This window comes from Citrobacter telavivensis, assembly GCF_041807075.1.
GTDB lineage: Bacteria > Pseudomonadota > Gammaproteobacteria > Enterobacterales > Enterobacteriaceae > Citrobacter_A > Citrobacter_A telavivensis.
Genome location: NZ_JBGUBF010000010.1, coordinates 1 through 20,084 on the forward strand (window position 1 = coordinate 1; position 20,084 = coordinate 20,084).

The window sequence follows — 20,084 nt, forward strand, 5'->3', positions numbered from 1 at the left end:
ATTACGTGTTCACTCTTTGAGACTTGGTATTCATTTATTGTCCGAAGACATTAAGAATCCATGTCACTTTGAGTGCCCACACAGATTGTCTGATAAATTGTTAAAGAGCAGTGCCGCTTCGCTTTTTTCTCAGCGGCGCGGGGTGTGCATAATACGCTTTCCCGCTTCAGAGTCAAGCATTTATTTCGCTTTTCTCTGTGGGTATTCATCTCTGAACCCCGCTGACCCGGCGGCTTGCGTGCCGTTGTTCCGTGTCAGTGGAGGCGCATTATAGGGAGTTATTTCGGGCTGACAAGGGGAAATTTAAAATAATTTTCCGAGTGCGCATTTTTTATTCTTTACGTTTATTTAACCAACGAATCGGGGGTTAACTGAGCGATTTCTCGGGCAAAACTCGCGACTTGTTCCCAGTCGGTATAAATAACTTCTTTACGCGTATCCGTTTCGCCGCCCGACATTTTCATAATGAGTTTAATCATCATTCGGTCATACCAGCGATAGCGCGGATAAAGTAGCGCCCCGGCGATAACCGCAGAACGGTCTGGCCGCCACTGCGAGTTCATTAAAAACTTGCGCGCGTAGCTGTTGGTTTGCGGCGTCCGCTTTTCCGGTTTCCGCGCCACCAGGTTGACGGAGTAAAACGCACTTGGCATGCGATTCAAGCGTGTTGCATGTTTCTTCACAAACGCGAGGAAGGCAGAATGATAGTGCCCATAACGAATCGATGCGCCAATGACTACCCGGTCATAGCGTTCCCAGTCAGGTTCATCGGTACGATGCAGATTGACCACATCCGTGCTGATGCCAAGTTCTTTGAGTTCTGACGCCAGATAAGCGGCGATTTCCTGGGTCTGCCCGTCACGGGATGAGAAAAGAATCAGTGTTTTCACGTGTTACTCCATTATTCACGCCAGAAAGTCGGGGTAAAAAGTACCAGCAGAGTGAAGACTTCCAGACGACCGAACAGCATGTTGGCAATCAGGATCCATTTCGCCACCGGATTCATACTGGCAAAGTTGTCCGCCACGACGCCCAGCCCAGGCCCAAGGTTGTTCAGCGTCGCCACCACGGAAGCGAAAGCGGAGAAATCGTCCACTCCGGTCGCGATAATCGCCAACATACTGATAATGAAGACCAGCGCATACGCCGAGAAAAATCCCCAGACGGCTTCAAGAATACGTTCCGGCAGCGCGCGGTTCCCCAGCTTGATGCTATAGACCGCATTGGGATGCACCAGACGCTTCAGTTCGCGGTTCCCCTGTTTGAACAGCAAGAGGATACGGATAACCTTCAATCCCCCGCCCGTTGAGCCCGCACAGCCACCTATAAACGCGGAACATAGCAGCAGTACCGGTAGGAAAAGCGGCCAGCGCGCAATACTGTCGGTCGTAAATCCGGCCGTGGTGGCCATCGACACTACCTGGAAAAAGGCCTGGTTGAGCGTCGTCAGCGCGGAGCTATAGATGTTATGGAACCAGAGCACTAATGTGCAGATGACCACCAGCGTCAGTTGGACACCAATGAACATACGAAATTCGGGGTCACGCCAGTAAACCTTCAGGCTGCGGCCACTCAGTAACGAGAAGTGCAGACCGTAGTTACAGCCGGAGATTAATAAGAAGATAGCAATAATGGTGTTAATCGTTGGGCTGTCAAAGTAGCCCACGCTGGCATCATGGGTGGAAAACCCGCCGATCGCGATAGTGGCAAAACTGTGTCCGATGGCATCAAACGCCGGCATGCCGGCAAACCATAGCGCCAGTGCGCAGGCCACCGTCAGCAGGACGTAGATCAGCCACAGCGTTTTTGCCGTCTCGGCAATACGCGGGCGCATCTTGTTATCTTTCAGCGGTCCGGGCATTTCCGCACGATAGAGCTGCATCCCACCGACACCGAGTATTGGCAGAATCGCGACGGCCAGCACAATGATCCCCATCCCGCCAAACCATTGCAGCATCTGGCGATAAAAGAGGATCGCATGTGGTAGCGAATCCAGCCCCACCAGCGTAGTAGCACCGGTCGTGGTCAGTCCGGAGAATGATTCGAAGAACGCATCGGTAATCGTGAGGTTCGGGCTTTCAGAAAAGATGAAGGGCAACGCACCCACGCTGCCCAGCACAGTCCAGAACAGCACGACGATCAAAAACCCTTCGCGGGATTTCAGTTCGCCTTTCTCACGACGGTTCGGCCACCACAACATGGAGCCAATCACCAGCGCGACAAAAAAGGTTTGCGTAAATGCGCGTCCCGCCCCATCACGATAGATAAGCGCTACCAGCCCCGGGAGGATCATCGTGCCCGAAAATAAGATGACCAGTAGTCCTACGATTCGGGTAATGGCGCGAAAATGCATCTCTGCCGCTTCCTTAGTTCTTCAAAATGAGGTGGGGATTATTCTTCAATCGCTAACAATTGCAATGAACCACGACTAAAATCCGCCAGCTTTGCTGAAAATTCATCCACTTTCGCATAAGGAAGCGCTACCCGTAACCGAATGAATGCCTGGTAATCACTGGTGACGATTTTGCCGTCATGTTGACCCAGAAGTGCTTCAACGCCAGCCAACTGCGCGTACTCACACTGCAAAGTATATTCGGTTAATGGCGTCTTGCGCTGCGTCGTTAACTGACGCAATGCCTGGTTTACGCCACCGCCGTAGGCTTTAACCAGTCCGCCGGTGCCGAGCAAGACTCCGCCGTAGTAGCGCACCACAACGGCGGTGATTTCCCCAACGCCGCTGCCCATCAACTGCGCGAGCATCGGCTTACCTGCCGTTCCCGCCGGTTCACCGTCATCAGAAAAGCCCAGTTGCTGTGAATCATCCGGCGCGCCCGCCACCCACGCCACGCAATGGTGGCGGGCGCTCGGGTGCTCCGCTTTCACTGACTCCACAAACGCTTTTGCCGCCTCTACGCCCTCGGTATGCGACAGCAGCGTAATGAAGCGGCTTTTTTTGATCTCTTCAACAACGGTGACCGGCGCCGCAGGGATTAACCAACTGTCCATTACGCCAGTTTCAGATCCCGCGTCATGTTCTCAACGTTGTTTTCGTGGATCACCACGTTGTCTTCAATACGAATACCGCCAAACGGTTTCAGTGCTTCAATTTTTTGCCAGTTGAAGTGTTTGCTGAACGGCCCTTCACGCCACGGCGCGAGCAGCGATTCGATGAAGTAAAAGCCTGGTTCAATGGTCAGCACCATACCCGGCTGGAGCACACGGGTGCAGCGCAGATACGGATATTTAGACGGCGCGGCAAGATGCGTACCGGAGTCATCCTGCATAAAGCCAGCAACATCATGAACCTGCAAACCCAGAGGATGGCCGATACCGTGCGGCATAAACGGTCCGGTGAGATCGTTTTCGACCATAGCTTCTTCGCTCAGATCGGTGACGATCTGGTGCTTACGCAGCAGTTTCGCAATACGCTGATGGAACTGAACGTGATAGTCCACATAGCTGACGCCCGCTTTCATAGTGGCGATCAGCGCCAGCTGTTCGTCATTCACATCTTTCACTAACTGCGCATACTCATTGTCGCTTTTCGCCGACCAGGTACGGGTCAGGTCTGCGGCATAGCCGTTATATTCCGCACCGGCATCCAGCAGGAAGCTGCGGATTTCAGACGGTGCCTGATGATCCAGTTTCGTGTAATGCAGAACCGACGCATGCTCGTTCAGCGCCACGATATTGCTGTACGGCACATCGGTGTCGCGATGACCGGTTGCGGTCAGATAAGCCAGGTTGATGTCGAACTCACTCATCCCTGAACGGAAGGCTTCTTCCGCCGCACGGTGCCCATTCACCGCCATTTTCTGCGCTTCACGCATGCAGGCCAGTTCGTAATCCGTTTTGTAGGCACGGTAATAATGCAGATAGTCGATCACCCCTTTCGGGTTGATGTTGTTGGCCGCAATCTCCAGTTGCAGTGCACGCTCCGGAACCGGGCCAATATAGCCAATATTGCCACGAGCGGCTGGCAGTTGACTGCCAATACCATCCGCTTTCGGCAGGGCAATCACCTCAACTTCTTCAGTCCAGAAGGAGGTCGGCAGCGGCTCAACGTTGTGCCAGTAGTCGACCGGCAAGTAGAACCACAGTTTGGGTTTGTTCACCCCATCAACCAGCAGCCAGCAATTTGGCACCTGAGTCACCGGTACCCAGGCTTTAAACTGCGGATTGACCTTAAACGGGTAAGGATGATCGTCGAGGAAAACATTAAACAGCTCGCCGGAGTGAATAAGTAGCGCATCAAGCTTAAAGCGTTCCAGCGCATCACGCGTCCGTTCTTGTAGGGTAACGATATGATTTTTATAGAGTGCGGCCAGTGATTCCATTTTCTATCCTTCTGTTTTTCGACCTCAAGTCTCCGCATCTTAGCACATCGATTCGAGAGAGCGTGATTTCTGCCAGGTGTGATCGGATCGGCATTTCTTTAATCAGTCATTTGCATTTTATTAACATAAAATACACACTTCGCTTCATCTGGTATGACCAGATCACCTTGCGGATTCAGGAGACTGACATGCTTTACAAAGGCGACAACCTGTACCTCGACTGGCTGGAAGATGGCATCGCCGAACTGGTGTTCGATGCCCCAGGCTCAGTGAACAAACTCGACACGGCAACCGTCGCCAGCCTCGGCCAGGCGCTGGACGTACTGGAAAAACAAACAGATTTAAAAGGGCTGCTGCTGCGTTCGAACAAAGCGGCCTTTATCGTCGGTGCGGATATCACCGAATTCCTGTCGCTGTTTCTCGTTCCCGAAGAACAGCTCAGCCAGTGGCTGCATTTTGCCAACAGCGTCTTTAACCGTCTGGAAGATCTGCCGGTCCCGACCCTTTCTGCCGTTAACGGCTATGCGCTGGGCGGCGGCTGCGAATGCGTGCTGGCGACTGATTACCGTCTGGCGACACCGGATCTGCGTATCGGTCTGCCAGAAACAAAGCTGGGTATCATGCCAGGCTTTGGCGGCTCCGTACGTATGCCGCGCATGTTAGGCGCGGACAGCGCGCTGGAGATCATTGCAGCCGGTAAAGACGTTGGGGCCGAGCAGGCGCTGAAAATCGGCCTGGTCGATGGCGTTGTGAAAGCAGAAAAGCTGATTGAGGGCGCAAAAGCGGTATTACGTCAGGCCATCAACGGCGATCTGGACTGGAAAGCGAAGCGCCAGCCGAAGCTGGAACCGCTGAAGCTCAGCAAAATTGAAGCCACCATGAGCTTCACCATTGCTAAAGGCATGGTCGCGCAAACGGCAGGTAAACACTACCCGGCACCGATGACAGCGGTGAAAACCATTGAAGCCGCCGCGCGCTTTGGTCGTGAAGAAGCACTGAATCTGGAAAACAAAAGTTTTGTCCCGCTGGCGCACACCAATGAAGCCCGCGCGCTGGTCGGTATTTTCCTAAACGATCAGTATGTGAAAGGCAAAGCGAAGACGCTGACCAAAAACGTTGAGACGCCGAAGCAGGCTGCAGTGCTGGGCGCGGGCATTATGGGCGGCGGCATCGCGTATCAGTCGGCATGGAAAGGCGTGCCGGTTATCATGAAAGATATCAACGACAAATCCCTGACCCTCGGGATGACCGAAGCCGCGAAACTGCTGAACAAACAGCTTGAGCGCAACAAAATTGACGGTCTGAAGATGGCTGGCGTGATTTCGACCATTCATCCTACGCTGGACTACGCCGGTTTTGAGCGCGTAGACGTCGTCGTCGAAGCCGTCGTTGAAAATCCAAAAGTGAAAAAAGCGGTACTGGCGGAGACGGAAGATAAAGTTCGCCCGGACACCGTGCTGGCATCGAACACCTCCACTATTCCCATCAGCGAGCTGGCAAGCGTGCTGAAGCGCCCGGAAAACTTCTGCGGGATGCACTTCTTTAACCCGGTTCACCGGATGCCGCTGGTTGAGATCATTCGTGGCGAAAAAAGCGCCGATGAAACCATCGCGAAAGTGGTCGCCTGGGCCAGCAAAATGGGCAAAACGCCGATCGTGGTCAACGACTGCCCTGGCTTCTTTGTTAACCGCGTGCTGTTCCCTTACTTCGCCGGATTCAGTCAGTTACTGCGCGACGGTGCGGACTTCCGCAAAGTCGACAAAGTGATGGAAAAACAGTTCGGTTGGCCGATGGGCCCGGCGTACCTGCTTGACGTCGTGGGCATTGATACCGCGCATCACGCACAGGCCGTGATGTCCGCAGGTTTCCCGCAGCGAATGCAAAAAGATTATCGCGACGCGATTGATGCGCTGTTTGACGCCAGTCGTTTTGGTCAGAAGAACGGTCTGGGCTTCTGGCGCTATAAAGAAGACAACAAAGGTAAGCCGAAGAAAGAAGAGGATGCCACCGTTGACGGCCTGTTGGCTGACGTCAGTAAAGCGAAGCGGGATTTCAGCGACGAAGAGATTATCGCCCGCATGATGATCCCGATGGTCAACGAAGTGGTGCGCTGTCTCGAAGAAGGCATTATCGCCAGTCCGGCAGAGGCCGACATGGCGCTGGTTTACGGTCTGGGCTTCCCTCCGTTCCACGGCGGGGCGTTCCGCTGGCTGGATACGATCGGCAGCGCGAAATATCTCGATATGGCACAACAGTATCAGCACCTCGGTCCGTTATACGACGTTCCGGAAGGTCTGCGTAATAAAGCGCGTCATAATGAACCGTATTATCCCCCGGTTGAGCCTGCCCGTCCGGTTGGCGACCTGAAAACGGCTTAAGGAGTCACAATGGAACAGGTTGTAATTGTTGATGCGATCCGTACCCCGATGGGCCGTTCGAAAGGGGGCGCATTTCGCCACGTGCGCGCGGAAGATCTCTCCGCGCATTTGATGCGTAGCCTGCTGGCGCGAAATCCGGCGCTGGAAGCGGCAGCACTTGACGATATCTACTGGGGCTGCGTGCAGCAGACGCTGGAGCAGGGCTTTAACATCGCCCGTAACGCGGCGCTGCTGGCGGAAGTCCCGCATTCCGTTCCGGCGGTGACCGTCAACCGGCTGTGCGGTTCCTCCATGCAGGCATTGCATGACGCGGCGCGGATGATCATGACCGGTGATGCGCAGGCCTGTCTGGTGGGCGGTGTGGAGCATATGGGCCATGTGCCGATGAGCCACGGTGTTGATTTCCACCCGGGCCTGAGCCGCAATGTCGCCAAAGCGGCGGGCATGATGGGACTGACAGCAGAGATGCTCTCCCGCATGCACGGTATCAGTCGAGAAATGCAGGATGTCTTTGCCGCACGTTCACACGCCCGTGCCTGGGCTGCAACGCAGTCTGGCGCGTTTAAGAATGAAATTATCCCAACCGGCGGGCATGACGCCGATGGCGTGCTGAAGCAGTTTACCTATGACGAAGTGATTCGTCCGGAAACCACGATTGAAACGCTGTCCACCTTGCGTCCGGCGTTTGATCCGGTCAGCGGTACGGTTACGGCAGGTACTTCTTCCGCACTCTCCGATGGCGCGGCCGCCATGCTGGTGATGAGCGAAAGTCGTGCACGTGAGCTGGGTCTGAAACCGCGCGCCCGCGTGCGCTCAATGGCGGTGGTGGGCTGCGATCCTTCCATCATGGGATACGGTCCGGTTCCGGCATCAAAACTGGCGCTGAAAAAAGCGGGACTGTCCGCCAGCGATATCGGTTTGTTTGAGATGAACGAAGCGTTTGCCGCGCAGATCCTGCCGTGCATTAAAGATCTGGGCTTGATGGAGCAGATCGACGAGAAGATCAACCTTAACGGCGGTGCGATCGCGCTCGGTCACCCGCTGGGCTGCTCCGGTGCGCGTATCAGCACCACGCTGCTGAATCTGATGGAACGCAAAGATGTCCAGTTCGGTCTGGCGACGATGTGTATCGGATTGGGTCAGGGTATCGCGACGGTGTTTGAGCGGGTTTAAGTTCATGTAGGCCGGATAAGACGCGCCAGCGTCGTCATCCGGCATGTTTGCCGGGGGCGCTTCGCTTGCCCGGCCTACAACAGTGTTATCTCAAAGCCATTGGTGCCAGAACAAGGCGGCAAGCGAACGAATCCCGATGAGCTTACATAAGTAAGTGATTCGGGTGAGTGAGCGTAGCCAACGCAGTTATGGTGACAATGGCGAAGAGAGAGTTTAGTTGCCGTTCTTCCCGCCTGTCAGGGGCGGGTTTTTTCTGCTTCATTTTTCTTCTTAGATAAATGCAAACGCATCGCCAAACAGGCGATCTTCCCGCGCACTGCGCTCATTACAGAACAGGTCACGCGCGATTTTCGCCATCTCAAAGCGGCCCGCAATGTAGATGTCATGCTCAGCCAGCGTTCCGTGATCCTGCATCACCGCCGTTAAGACCGTTCCCGTACGCCCACGCCAGCCGGTTTCAGGCTGTTCCACCACCGCTTCAACGCGCAGGTTAGGATGGTTGACAGAGAGCGCTTCAAGTTCAGAGAGATCGTAGAGGTGCTTCTCTTCACGGCCGCCCCAGTAAATCGTGACCTGACGATTGGGATTACGCGCCAGCGCCGTCAGCAGAATGGAACGGGCGTAGGAAAAGCCTGTGCCCCCGGCGATCAGGATCAGCGGACGCTCTTCATCATCACGCAGCCACGCGTCGCCGTGTGGAATATCCACCGTAATTTCATGGTCCTTCAGGATGCGATCCATCACCGCTTTGGCATAGAGGTTAATTTCTGATGCGCCAATGTGGAGCTCAATAAAACCCTGATCATTCGGCGTAGAGGCCATCGAGAACGGACGTTTATCCCGCTCATCCATCACGACCATCAAATATTGACCGGCGCGAAAGGAAAATGCCGCATCGGGTACTAAACGAACACGGTATACGGTATCAGTGATAGCTTCTACCGAGGTCACTTTACAGCTTAAGGTTGTCATGCGCTCCCTCTATGGGTCTGTAGGGCAAAACGAGCGCCTCAGGCGCCTTTACCGTCATTAAAGATGGCCAGTTCATCCCAAATCGCATCGATACGGGCGGTAACGTCAGGATCTTTTTTAATTGGACGTCCCCACTCGCGTTGGGTTTCACCTGGCCATTTGTTCGTGGCATCCAGCCCCATTTTTGAACCCAGGCCGGAAACCGGCGAGGCAAAATCCAGATAATCAATTGGCGTGTTTTCTACCAGCACCGTGTCCCTGGCCGGATCCATTCGGGTGGTAATCGCCCAAATCACATCATTCCAGTCGCGTGCATTGACGTCATCATCACAAACGATAACAAATTTGGTGTACATAAACTGGCGTAAAAATGACCAGACACCCATCATGACGCGTTTCGCATGACCGGCGTACTGTTTTTTGATCGTGACGACGGCCAGACGATAAGAGCATCCTTCCGGCGGCAGATAAAAATCGACGATTTCCGGGAACTGTTTTTGCAGAATCGGCACAAACACTTCGTTTAGCGCGACGCCGAGCACGGCGGGTTCGTCCGGTGGACGACCGGTGTAGGTCGAATGGTAAATCGCGTCCTCACGCTGGGTAATATGCGTGACGGTAAAAACCGGGAAGCTATCCACTTCATTGTAATACCCCGTATGGTCGCCATACGGGCCTTCCGGCGCCATTTCACCCGGGTCGATATACCCTTCCAGCACAATCTCCGCACTGGCGGGCACTTCAAGATCGTTAGACAGGCATTTGACCACTTCGGTTTTTGTGCCACGCAGCAGACCGGCAAACGCGTACTCTGAGAGCGTATCCGGTACCGGCGTCACCGCGCCAAGAATGGTGGCAGGGTCGGCACCCAGCGCAACGGAGACCGGGAAACGTTCACCCGGATGCGCCGCACACCACTCCTGATAATCAAGCGCGCCGCCACGATGGGACAGCCAGCGCATGATCAGTTTATTTTTGCCAATCAACTGCTGGCGATAAATGCCCAGATTCTGCCGCTCTTTATGCGGGCCACGCGTCACGGTCAGCCCCCAGGTGATGAGCGGTGCGGCGTCTTCAGGCCAGCAGGTCATGATTGGAATACGGTTTAAGTCGACGTCATCGCCAGAGATGATTTTTTGCTGACAAGGCGCACCACGCAGTCGCTTCGTCGGCATATTCAGCACCTGCTTGAACTGCGGCAGCTTATCAAACAGATCGCGAAAGCCTTTCGGCGGCTCCGGCTCTTTCAAAAATGCTAGTAATTTACCCACTTCCCGCAGCGCGGAGACATCATCCTGCCCCATGCCCATCGCGACACGTTTTGGCGTACCAAACAGGTTGCACAACACCGGCATCGAATAGCCTTTGGGGTTTTCAAACAGCAGTGCAGGGCCACCAGCACGTAGCGTGCGGTCGGCAATCTCGGTGATTTCCAGGTGCGGATCCACTTCAAGCGTGATGCGTTTGAGTTCACCCTGTTGTTCAAGCAGCGTCAGGAAGTCGCGTAAATCGTGATATTTCATGGCGTCCATTATGGCCTCTTCGTAAGCGCCTCATTATACGGCGTTCACCATCGTGATGCTGTATTTTTGTTAAATTAGCGTGAACTCTGGCAGCCCACCGGCTCCCCCGGGATTATAATTAACTTCACGCTTTGCTTTTGCTATGCTTGCGCCCCGGACAAGCGGATAAGAGTTATTATGCAATCCTGGTATTTACTGTACTGCAAGCGCGGGCAACTTCAGCGTGCCCAGGAACACCTCGAAAGACAGGCAGTGAGCTGCCTGACGCCGATGATCACCCTGGAAAAAATGGTGCGAGGAAAACGTACTGCAGTCAGCGAACCGCTGTTCCCAAACTATCTGTTCGTGGAATTTGATCCGGAAGTGATTCATACCACGACGATCAATGCCACGCGCGGCGTCAGCCATTTTGTCCGCTTTGGCGCATCACCCGCGATAGTCCCTTCCACGGTGATTCACCAGCTCTCCGTTTATAAACCGGAAGGCATTGTCGATCCCGAAACGCCTTACCCCGGCGACCGCGTGGTCATCACGGAAGGGGCTTTTGAAGGCCTGCAGGCGATTTTCACTGAACCGGACGGCGAGGCGCGCTCCATGCTACTGCTCAACCTGCTAAATAAAGAGGTGAAGCAGAGCGTGATAAATACCGGTTTCCGTAAGCTTTAACGGCGACTCAGAACGAAATTCCAAACAGCTTCCTGACATTCGCATCCGTTGTGGCGGAAAGCCATTGCGGATCGTCTCCACGCCAGTGAGCAATACGCTCAAGAATATGTGGCAAATGCGCCGGTTCGTTACGCCGCGACGCGGGCTTCGGCGAAAGATCGCGCGGCAACAGATACGGCGCGTCGGTTTCAATCAGCAGTTGTTCGGCTGGAATAAACGGTAGCAATTCGCGCAGCTCAAGCCCACGACGTTCATCACATACCCAGCCCGTAATACCGATGTACATGCCCCTGTCGACACACTCCTGCATCTCCTCGCGCGTACCGGTAAAGCAGTGCAGCACCGCGCCCGGGAGTTTGTCCAGCCACGGTTCCAGCAGCGTCATGAATCGCACGTGCGCATCACGACAATGCATAAAGACCGGCATTTGTAACTCAGCGGCAATACGCAACTGCGCGTCAAACGCCCGCTCTTGTTCCTGCGGAGTGGAAAAATTGCGATTGAAATCGAGGCCACATTCGCCAATCGCCACGACCTCCGGCTGGTTCGCCAGTGCCACAATCGCATCCTTTGTTTCAGGTTGCCACTGGCTGCTGTCATGCGGGTGAACACCGGCCGTCGACCAACAGTGAGGATAAGTCTGCGCCAGCCGTTGCGCCTGCTGGCTTTCATGTAGATTGGTTCCGGTAAGAAGCAGCCCCTTCACGCCAGCAGCAGTCGCGCGTGCGACGACCTCATCACGGTCTTTCAAAAACTGCGAACTGGTTAAATTAACGCCGATATCAAACATGCTTTGCTCCATATAACAACCGCCCTGACGGGCGGTTGAATTTACTCTTCTGTCTTCTCGGCTTTCTCAGCTTCGGCTTCTGATTCCGCCTCGTTATCTTCATCCCGCGTCTGTCGCTTGCCGACGTAGAAACGTGAGAAGAAAACGCCGACCTCAAACAGGCAGTACATCGGAATCGCCAGTAACGTCTGCGAAAAAACATCCGGCGGCGTCAGCAGCATCCCTACCACAAACGCACCAACCAGCACGTAAGGCCGTTTTTTACGCAAGTCATCCGGTGTCGTCACACCCATCCAGCAAAGCAGCACGATGGCAACAGGCACCTCAAACGAGACGCCGAACGCCATAAACAGTGCCATAACAAAGCTCAGATAGCTGGCAATATCCGTCGAGACCTGCACACCTTCCGGCGCAGTATTGGCAAGGAAGCCAAACGCCAGCGGGAACACGACAAAGTAGGCAAACGCCATACCGATATAGAACAGTAAAGAACTGGAGACCAGCAGCGGTACCACCATGCGCCGTTCATGCTTGTACAGCGCTGGCGCGATAAACGCCCAGACCTGATAAAGGATCACCGGCGCTGACAGGATCAGCGACACCATGAAGGTCAATTTGATCGGGGTGAAGAACGGTGATGCGACATCCGTCGCGATCATGGTCGCACCCTGCGGCAACTGTTTGATGAGCGGCGAGGAGACCAGGTGATAGATGTCATTGGCAAAATAGACCAATGCCAGAAAGATCACGATAACCGCAATAATGCAGTTAAGCAGACGTTTACGCAGCTCAATCAGGTGCGTGATAAGCGGTTGAGTATCTTCTACAGCCATGTTTACGGTTTATCACTCGACGTAGGGGAGGAGCCAGCAACAGGAGCAGCGGTTTTCGGTTCAGCGTCCTTCACGTTGACGGCAGGGGGAGTTTCCCCGGCAATCTCTGGAGCCTGTTCCGGTGCGCTGGCCTGGACTTCAGCAGTGGCGGGCGTGACCCCTTCATGCTGTTCTTCATTCCCTTTCACCACCGGGTTATGGATGGTATGCGCTTCGTCGCTCGCTTTTTCGGGCTCGTTCACGCTATAGGAACGTTTCATTGACTCCGCCGCCTGACGCAGTTCATCCATCGAGGCTTTTAGCTCGGGAGTCAGATTTTCCAGGCTCGCTTTCTCAACCTTTTTCAGGCTGTCCTGAAACTCCTGGAGCTTAAGCTCCTGGGTCAGTTCATTCTGAACGGTTGTCGCAAGGGATCGCAGTGCGCGTACCCAGCCAGCTATCGTTTTGACGGCTACCGGCAATCGCTGCGGCCCCAGAACAACGAGGCCGATAATAAACACCAGTAACAGTTCGCTAAAACCGATATCAAACACGAATTACACCTGCTCTTTATCGTGGCTTTTCGCGTCTTCTTTTTTCGCAGTTTCTTTATCAGCGTCTGCCGGTTTGTCAGTAATAGATTTCGCGGTAAAGTCAGCGTCCTGACTGGCTTTATCCTGTTTAGCATCATCATCACTCATGGCTTTTTTGAAGCCTTTGATGGATGCGCCAAGATCGGAACCGATGGAGCCGAGCTTCTTGGTGCCAAACAACAGTACAACGATGACGGCAATGATCACCAACTGCCAAATACTGATACCACCCATACATGTTCCTCTGTGATAGATGATGAATTAATAAGGCCGTAGTATACGTTACCCGGCCTGCCTTGAGCGATGAAAAAATCAGCGAGTTTTGCGCCAGCCGACAATCCAGGCAACCAGGCCGCCCGCCATTAACCAACCGGGCATATAGCCCCATTCAGGGCGATTAATCAGCAAGAACGTCCCACTTAACAGCAACGTTGCGCCAATTCCCAATAAGTAACGGGATTGCCCCTGACGGACATGATTCTCCTGAAGCTCGCGCGCAATCTTATCAACACTGTGCTGTAAATATTTGCCCTGGCGCAAACTGTCGTACACCAGTTCAGGGAGTTCTGGCATTTTTTCGACCCAGAACGGCGCTTTTTCCTTAAATGCTCTGATCAGCGCTGGAATACCGACCTGATCTTTGATCCATGACTCCAGAAAAGGCTTCGCCGTTTTCCAGAGATCCAACTGCGGATAGAGTTGGCGGCCTACGCCCTCAACATACAATAATGTCTTCTGCAACAATACCAGCTGCGGCTGCACTTCCATGTTAAACCGACGCGCCGTATTGAAAAGGTTTAACAAAACGTGGCCAAACGAGATTTCCGCCAGCGGCTTCTCGAATATCGGCTCGCACACCGTACGAATCGCAAATTCAAACTCTTCAACGTTGGTATCCGGTGGTACCCAGCCAGAATCGACGTGCAGTTCCGCAACTTTGCGGTAATCACGATTAAAAAACGCGATGAAGTTCTCCGCAAGGTAACGCTTATCTTCCTTATTTAAGGAGCCGACAATGCCGCAATCAATGCCAATATATTTCGGGTTTTCCGGGTGTTCATAGCTGACAAAGATGTTACCGGGGTGCATATCCGCGTGGAAGAAGCTGTCACGAAAGACCTGAGTGAAGAATACCTGTACGCCGCGCTCCGCCAGCAACTTCATGTTGGTGCCGTTTTTCTCCAGCGTCACCACATCGGAAACCGGGATACCGTAAATGCGTTCCATCACCATCATATTCTCACTACAGTAGTCAGAATACACTTCCGGGATGTAGAGCATTGGGCTGTCTTCAAAGTTTCGCCGCAGTTGGATAGCGTTGGCGGATTCACGCAGCAGATTCAGCTCATCAATCAATGTCTTTTCATATTCCCGCACGACTTCCGTCGGACGCAGGCGGCGGCCATCTGGCAGCAAGCGTGGCACCCAGCGAGCAAGACGATAGATCAGTCTCAGATCCGCTTTGATAACCGGCAGAATGTCCGGGCGGATGACTTTGATGACAACCTCTTTGCCGTTCGATTTCAGTCTCGCCGTATGCACCTGGGCAACCGACGCCGACGCCAGCGGTTGAATATCAAATTCATCAAACCAGGCTTCAACAGGCAGTCCGCCCATGGCTTCTTCGATTTGCGCTTTCGCAAGTTTTCCATCGAAGGGAGCGACTTTGTCCTGTAACAACGCCAGCTGATCGGCAATATGCGGGGGAAAGAGATCGCGTCGGGTCGAGAGCATTTGACCAAACTTGATCCACACCGGCCCTAACTCCTGCAGAGCCAGTCTCAGTCTCTCTCCCAGTAGTTTTTCTTTATGTCGGTTTGGCATCCAGAACAGGCAATAACGCCATAACCGCAGCGGCAGCGTGATCCGCATTTTTGGGATGAGCTCATCAAGTCCGTAACTTAAGAAAGTGCGAATGATGAAATATAGGCGCCGTACTTCACCTGGCGTCATTTAGCCTCCAGTTTTTCCAGCCGCCGGGTCAGCGCATCGACAGCACGCTCCACGGCTGCCGTTTCTTCCGCAAACCAGGCAACCTCAAGCGGTCCGGGTGCCATTCGCCACTCTTCCGTAATGGCTTCGGCAACATAGCGTTGCTGACGTTGGATCCCGTGTCGGAGAAATTTGACCCCGCCGCGTAGCGCTTTGCTGATCCCTTCTGCTGCGATGTCGCCGGTATAAGGTGCCAGCAGTTCAGCAGGATCGAATTCCGCCAGATCGGCAAGGGCAACGAAATTCTGTACAACCTGAATATCACCCTGCACTTCCAGTTCGCCACTGCGGATCAGTGCGGTCAGTTGCTGGCGGTCGCGTAATTTTGGCAACACGCTGGCATGGGTGATTACCGTGCAGTCGGCCTCGCCAGCCCACTCGCCCAGCACGTCAACCTGACGCTCGCTGAACAGCAGAATTAATGATGTCGAAAAGCCTTTTAGCTCCACACGCAGCACTTTTCCCAGCAGACGCGCTCGCGCCGTTTTCAACGCCGGCGAACGATACAGGAATGAATTAAGCAGACTTTCCATTCCTGCAGTCACTAAGGGTTTAAAAGGCATCCCCGTTCTCCTGTCAGAACTTATAGCCACGATGCAGCGCAACCACACCCGCTGTCAGGTTGTAATAGTCGACGCTTTCGAACCCGGCGTCCTGCATCATCGCTTTCAATGTGTCCTGATCGGGATGCATACGGATGGATTCCGCCAGATAGCGATAGCTGTCGGCATCATTGGCGACCATAGAACCAATACGCGGCAAGATATGGAAAGAGTAGGCATCGTACGCTTTGCTCAGCGGTTCGATAATCGGTTTAGAAAATTCCAGCACCAGCAGACGGCCGCCCGGTTTCAGGACTCGGTACATGGAGCGCAAGGCTTTGTCTTTGTCCGTGACGTTACGCAAACCGAAGGAAATGGTAATGCAGTCAAAGGTATTGTCCGGGAACGGCAGCGCTTCCGCATTGGCCTGAACGTATTCCACGTTGCCAATCACGCCGATATTGCGCAGCTTCTCGCGACCCATTTTGAGCATTGAGTCATTGATGTCCGCCAGAATAACCTTGCCGGTCTCACCGACCAGGCGAGAGAATTTGGCCGTGAGATCGCCGGTCCCCCCGGCTAAATCCAGCACTGTCTGACCACGGCGAACGCCGCTACAGTCGATGGTGAAGCGTTTCCACAAACGATGAATGCCAAAAGACATCAAATCATTCATGACATCATATTTTGATGCCACAGAATGAAAAACGTGGGCCACCATGTCCGCTTTATGCTCTTTAGCGACAGTCTGAAAACCAAAGTGCGTCGTTTCTTGTGAATTATCCACCATCTCAGTGCCTGCTCATCTAAAAATTGTTCGAGAAGTGTAACAGATTGGGGCGCATTGCCCTACCCTTCTGCCCGTCCCGGCTGCCCCGAACGGACTAATTCGATTGCTGCTTTATCCCGTCATCGTCGGAATAAGACGTGTTTTCCTGCTCTTCGGGTACCGATCGCAACCGATACTCTTCATCCTGCGTCGTGGCCTGTTCCGCCAGTTCAGGATTAATCTCGCGCTTAATTTCGACTCCTAAGCCGCGAAACGCTTCGGCCTGCGCCAGCACGTTACCACGTCCCGACGAGAGTTTTTTCATCGCCTGACGATAGTTATCTTGCGCTTTATCCAGGCTCTGCCCGATGGCGGACATATCATCGACAAAGAGGCGCATTTTGTCATAGAGCTTGCTCGCACGGTCTGCAATCTGTTGCGCATTACGACTTTGATGTTCGTAGCGCCACAGATTCGCAATGGTCCGCAACGCCACCAGTAATGTCGTTGGGCTGACCAGCATAATATTATTTTTAAGCGCCTCGGTAATCAGTTCAGGCTGTCGGTCAAGCGCCAACAGAAAAGCAGGCTCCACAGGGATAAACATCAGCACGTAATCCAGGGTGCGCAGCCCCGGAAGTTGCTGGTAATCCTTACGTCCCAGCAGACGAATATGGTTACGCACCGAGGCAATGTGCTCCTGGAGCGCGTTTTCGCGGGTGTCGTCATCTTGCGCGTTAAAATAGCGCTCATAGGCCACCAGCGTCATTTTGGCGTCGATCACCACATCTTTGCCCTGCGGCAAACGCACGATCACGTCAGGCTGCATACGGGAACGGACGTCATTTTCGATGCTGACCTGCGTTTCGTACTCGTACCCTTCGCGCAGTCCGGACGCCTCCAGCACACGGGTGAGCACCACCTCGCCCCAGTTCCCCTGCGTTTTGTTGTCGCCTTTTAGCGCACGCGTCAGGTTGACCGCTTCCTGGGTCATTTGCGCATTAAGCTGTTGGAGATTACGGATTTCATGCGCCAGGGTGTGACGCTCGCGCGCTTCCTGACCAAAGCTCTCCTGGACCTGGCGACGGAAACCGTCCAGTTGTTCTCGCAGCGGCGTCAGCAGACCGTTCAGGCTCTGTCGGTTTTGCTCATCAACCCGGCGATTGCTCTGTTCAAAGATTCGGTTCGCCAGGTTTTCAAACTGTTCGCTCAGACGCTGCTCGCTGTTGATCATCTGGCGGATTTTATCTTCCGCATGCTGCTGCGTCGCTTCCATCCGCGTAGTCACTTCACGCAGATCCGCTTCCAGCGAGGTGTTAATACTGCGCAGGCTACGTAATTCGTTATTGAGCAACTCGCACTCATCGCGCCAGTGTTCGCTTTGGGCTATTTGTTGTTTTGCTGCGCTTAATGCCGCAACCATCTCTTCACGTTCAGCGAATTGCTCGGCTTTCTGTTGGGCATGCTGATAGCTGGCCAGCAGCCAGCCAAGCGCAATACCCACCAGCGCAATAACCGCATAAATGATGATTGAGATATCCAAAATGCCTCCTGACGCCATACATCACCCGCACAAAATAGAATTGTGCTGTATAAACGTCCAGTTTTAAAGAACTTTCCTGCGAGGCGCTACGCAAATAATCGCGTAAAAGCAAAAGGCCGAACGCGTCGGCCTTTTATGGAAGGGAAGAGGATTAGATCAGACGACGCGCCGCTTCCACCACGATTTTCACCGCATGGCTTTCGGTCTGTTTCATCGTCTCAGCATTCGGGATCTCCTGCTGAGTACGGTTAACGATCACGCCCGCAACCATCCCGGCGCGCAGGCCCTGGCTTGCGCACATGGTCAGCAGCGTGGCGGACTCCATTTCGTAGTTCATTACGCCCATTGACTGCCACTCTTCCATAGAACCTTTGAAACGACGCACCACACGACCGGAGAAGGTGTCGTAGCGTTCCTGGCCTGGGTAGAAGGTGTCTGAAGAAGCGGTCACGCCCACATGAGTGGTGGCACCGATGGATTTTGCCGCTTCAACCAGCGCGGTGGTGCATTCAAAGTCAGCGACTGCCGGGTACTCCATCGGCGCAAAATGCAGGCTCGCGCCATCCAGACGAACGGACGCCGTGGTGACCAGCACATCGCCGACATTAATATGCGGCTGAATGGCGCCGGTGGTGCCAATTCGCAGGAAGGTACGAATGCCCAACTGAGCCAGTTCTTCCACCGCAATAGAGGTAGACGGGCCGCCGATACCGGTCGAGCAGACAATGACGGCTTTACCGTCCAGTTCTGCACGCCAGGTGGTGAATTCACGGTGAGATGCCAGCTTAACCGGCTTCTCCATCAGCGCGGCGATCTTTTCCACACGTTCCGGATCGCCAGGGACGATAGCCAGCGTAGCCCCTTGTAAATCGTTCTTGGTGAGGCCGAGATGAAAAACGTCAGACCTGGACATATAAAACTCCTCTGTGATTCGGTTTTTGTCAGAAGAAGCAAAAAGACACTTTACCGAAGGACTTAAGATATTTTCGTGACCCTCATCACCATGAAACAAATCAGTTGCATAAACTTACCGATAAATAGTGATTCAAATCACATTAACGGCCCGATTTTTTCTTTCTCCGCACAAAAAGCGAGCCGTTTGAGGCAGTGTGAATGGTTAAAGGCTGTCTATAGTTAATAGTGCGCTATTTTTCTAAGGGTACGGAGAATACCATGACATCAACACAACAAACCGGTTTTGCACCTGCAGCATCCCCGATTGCCTCTACCTCAGTTCATACCCCGGACGACACTATTGTCGCGGGCATTACGTCGATCCCTTCCCAGGGTGACGACATGCCGGCGTATCACGCGCGCCCGAAAAAGAGCGATGGCCCTCTGCCTGTGGTCATTGTAGTGCAGGAAATCTTTGGCGTGCATGAACATATCCGCGACGTCTGCCGTCGCCTGGCGCTGGACGGGTATCTGGCTATCGCGCCAGAACTCTATTTCCGCGAGGGCGATCCGAATGATTTCGCCGATATTCCCACCCTGCTCAGCGGTCTGGTGGCGAAAGTGCCGGATTCTCAGGTACTGGCCGATCTGGATCACGTTGCCAGTTGGGCGTCCCGTAACGGTGGGGATGTTCATCGCCTGATGATCACCGGCTTTTGTTGGGGCGGACGTATTGCCTGGCTGTACGCGGCGCATAACCCGCAGTTGAAAGCCGCAGTGGCCTGGTATGGAAAGCTGGTGGGTGATAAGTCGTTGAATTCGCCGAAGCATCCTGTCGATGTGGCGACCGATCTGAACGCCCCGGTGCTGGGTCTGTACGGCGGTCAGGATAACAGTATTTCGCAGGAAAGCGTGGAGACCATGCGCCAGGCGCTACGCGCCGCTAACGCCAACACGGAGATTATCGTCTATCCCGATGCCGGTCATGCCTTCAATGCCGACTATCGCTCGAGCTATCACGAAGAATCCGCCAAAGACGGCTGGCAAAGAATGCTGGCATGGTTTGCGCAGTACGGAAGTAAGAAATAAGTTCTGGCCCG

19 protein-coding genes are annotated in these 20,084 nt (G+C 53.9%); 4 read left to right on the top strand and 15 right to left on the bottom strand.

Annotated elements, in window-relative coordinates:
• Positions 1 to 344: 344 nt before the first annotated feature.
• Genes hemG through pepQ form a run of 4 tightly spaced genes read right to left on the bottom strand, consistent with a single transcriptional unit; the run spans position 345 to position 4,337 of the window.
• On the bottom strand, positions 345 to 890 hold the full coding sequence (gene hemG, locus ACERJC_RS23005; RefSeq protein ID WP_373672559.1) for a menaquinone-dependent protoporphyrinogen IX dehydrogenase: 546 nt from the start codon (positions 888 to 890) through the stop codon (positions 345 to 347).
• 11 nt (positions 891 to 901) lie between these two features.
• Positions 902 to 2,353, bottom strand: a complete 1,452-nt coding sequence (gene trkH, locus ACERJC_RS23010) for a Trk system potassium transporter TrkH (RefSeq protein WP_152401016.1) — start codon at positions 2,351 to 2,353, stop codon at positions 902 to 904.
• 38 nt (positions 2,354 to 2,391) lie between these two features.
• On the bottom strand, positions 2,392 to 3,006 hold the full coding sequence (locus ACERJC_RS23015; RefSeq protein ID WP_286632329.1) for an IMPACT family protein: 615 nt from the start codon (positions 3,004 to 3,006) through the stop codon (positions 2,392 to 2,394).
• The gene (gene pepQ, locus ACERJC_RS23020; RefSeq protein ID WP_286632330.1) at positions 3,006 to 4,337 is read right to left on the bottom strand and encodes a Xaa-Pro dipeptidase; all 1,332 of its coding nucleotides are present in this window, start codon (positions 4,335 to 4,337) and stop codon (positions 3,006 to 3,008) included. Before pepQ ends, ACERJC_RS23015 begins: the two co-directional genes overlap by 1 nt.
• A gap of 188 nt (positions 4,338 to 4,525) precedes the next feature.
• Here pepQ and fadB point away from each other — a divergent pair, with 188 nt between their 5' ends.
• Both fadB and fadA read left to right on the top strand, forming a co-directional pair.
• A complete protein-coding gene (gene fadB / locus ACERJC_RS23025) occupies positions 4,526 to 6,715 on the top strand; it encodes a fatty acid oxidation complex subunit alpha FadB (protein WP_373672561.1) in 2,190 nt (729 codons plus the stop codon).
• 9 nt (positions 6,716 to 6,724) lie between these two features.
• A complete protein-coding gene (gene fadA, locus ACERJC_RS23030) occupies positions 6,725 to 7,888 on the top strand; it encodes an acetyl-CoA C-acyltransferase FadA (protein ID WP_178823346.1) in 1,164 nt (387 codons plus the stop codon).
• 270 nt (positions 7,889 to 8,158) lie between these two features.
• Here fadA and fre read toward each other — a convergent pair whose 3' ends face one another.
• Positions 8,159 to 8,860 (bottom strand): NAD(P)H-flavin reductase, encoded by a 702-nt coding sequence (fre, locus tag ACERJC_RS23035; RefSeq protein WP_178826691.1) that lies wholly within the window; start codon positions 8,858 to 8,860, stop codon positions 8,159 to 8,161.
• A 38-nt stretch (positions 8,861 to 8,898) separates the two neighbouring features.
• Complete coding sequence (ubiD, locus tag ACERJC_RS23040) at positions 8,899 to 10,392, bottom strand: 4-hydroxy-3-polyprenylbenzoate decarboxylase (RefSeq protein WP_178826689.1); 1,494 nt, start codon at positions 10,390 to 10,392, stop codon at positions 8,899 to 8,901.
• Positions 10,393 to 10,560: 168 nt separating this feature from the next.
• Between ubiD and rfaH the strand changes: the two genes are divergently transcribed.
• Positions 10,561 to 11,049, top strand: a complete 489-nt coding sequence (gene rfaH, locus ACERJC_RS23045) for a transcription/translation regulatory transformer protein RfaH (protein ID WP_152400991.1) — start codon at positions 10,561 to 10,563, stop codon at positions 11,047 to 11,049.
• 7 nt (positions 11,050 to 11,056) lie between these two features.
• On the opposite strand, the gene tatD is transcribed toward rfaH, so the two are convergent.
• From tatD to udp, 9 genes are all read right to left on the bottom strand, one after another.
• Positions 11,057 to 11,839 carry a 3'-5' ssDNA/RNA exonuclease TatD gene (gene tatD / locus ACERJC_RS23050; protein WP_373672562.1) on the bottom strand — a complete coding sequence of 261 codons (783 nt, stop codon included), beginning with the start codon at positions 11,837 to 11,839 and terminating at the stop codon, positions 11,057 to 11,059.
• A gap of 41 nt (positions 11,840 to 11,880) precedes the next feature.
• A complete protein-coding gene (tatC, locus tag ACERJC_RS23055) occupies positions 11,881 to 12,672 on the bottom strand; it encodes a Sec-independent protein translocase subunit TatC (protein ID WP_152400987.1) in 792 nt (263 codons plus the stop codon).
• 2 nt (positions 12,673 to 12,674) lie between these two features.
• A complete protein-coding gene (tatB, locus tag ACERJC_RS23060; RefSeq protein WP_178826684.1) occupies positions 12,675 to 13,205 on the bottom strand; it encodes a Sec-independent protein translocase protein TatB in 531 nt (176 codons plus the stop codon).
• A 3-nt stretch (positions 13,206 to 13,208) separates the two neighbouring features.
• Entirely contained in the window at positions 13,209 to 13,478 is a 270-nt protein-coding gene (tatA, locus tag ACERJC_RS23065) for a Sec-independent protein translocase subunit TatA (protein WP_061075744.1), read from the bottom strand.
• Between the two features lie 78 nt (positions 13,479 to 13,556).
• A complete protein-coding gene (ubiB, locus tag ACERJC_RS23070; protein WP_286632332.1) occupies positions 13,557 to 15,197 on the bottom strand; it encodes a ubiquinone biosynthesis regulatory protein kinase UbiB in 1,641 nt (546 codons plus the stop codon).
• The gene (ubiJ, locus tag ACERJC_RS23075; RefSeq protein ID WP_178826680.1) at positions 15,194 to 15,799 is read right to left on the bottom strand and encodes a ubiquinone biosynthesis protein UbiJ; all 606 of its coding nucleotides are present in this window, start codon (positions 15,797 to 15,799) and stop codon (positions 15,194 to 15,196) included. Before ubiJ ends, ubiB begins: the two co-directional genes overlap by 4 nt.
• 13 nt (positions 15,800 to 15,812) lie before the next feature.
• Positions 15,813 to 16,568, bottom strand: a complete 756-nt coding sequence (ubiE, locus tag ACERJC_RS23080) for a bifunctional demethylmenaquinone methyltransferase/2-methoxy-6-polyprenyl-1,4-benzoquinol methylase UbiE (RefSeq protein WP_046493037.1) — start codon at positions 16,566 to 16,568, stop codon at positions 15,813 to 15,815.
• 94 nt (positions 16,569 to 16,662) lie between these two features.
• Complete coding sequence (rmuC, locus tag ACERJC_RS23085; RefSeq protein ID WP_152400979.1) at positions 16,663 to 18,090, bottom strand: DNA recombination protein RmuC; 1,428 nt, start codon at positions 18,088 to 18,090, stop codon at positions 16,663 to 16,665.
• Positions 18,091 to 18,241: 151 nt separating this feature from the next.
• Entirely contained in the window at positions 18,242 to 19,003 is a 762-nt protein-coding gene (udp, locus tag ACERJC_RS23090) for a uridine phosphorylase (RefSeq protein ID WP_042998824.1), read from the bottom strand.
• Between the two features lie 260 nt (positions 19,004 to 19,263).
• On the opposite strand from udp, the gene ACERJC_RS23095 reads away from it, so the two are divergent.
• Positions 19,264 to 20,073: a dienelactone hydrolase family protein gene (locus ACERJC_RS23095; protein ID WP_152400977.1), complete on the top strand. Its 810-nt coding sequence runs from the start codon at positions 19,264 to 19,266 to the stop codon at positions 20,071 to 20,073.
• Positions 20,074 to 20,084: the final 11 nt, after the last annotated feature.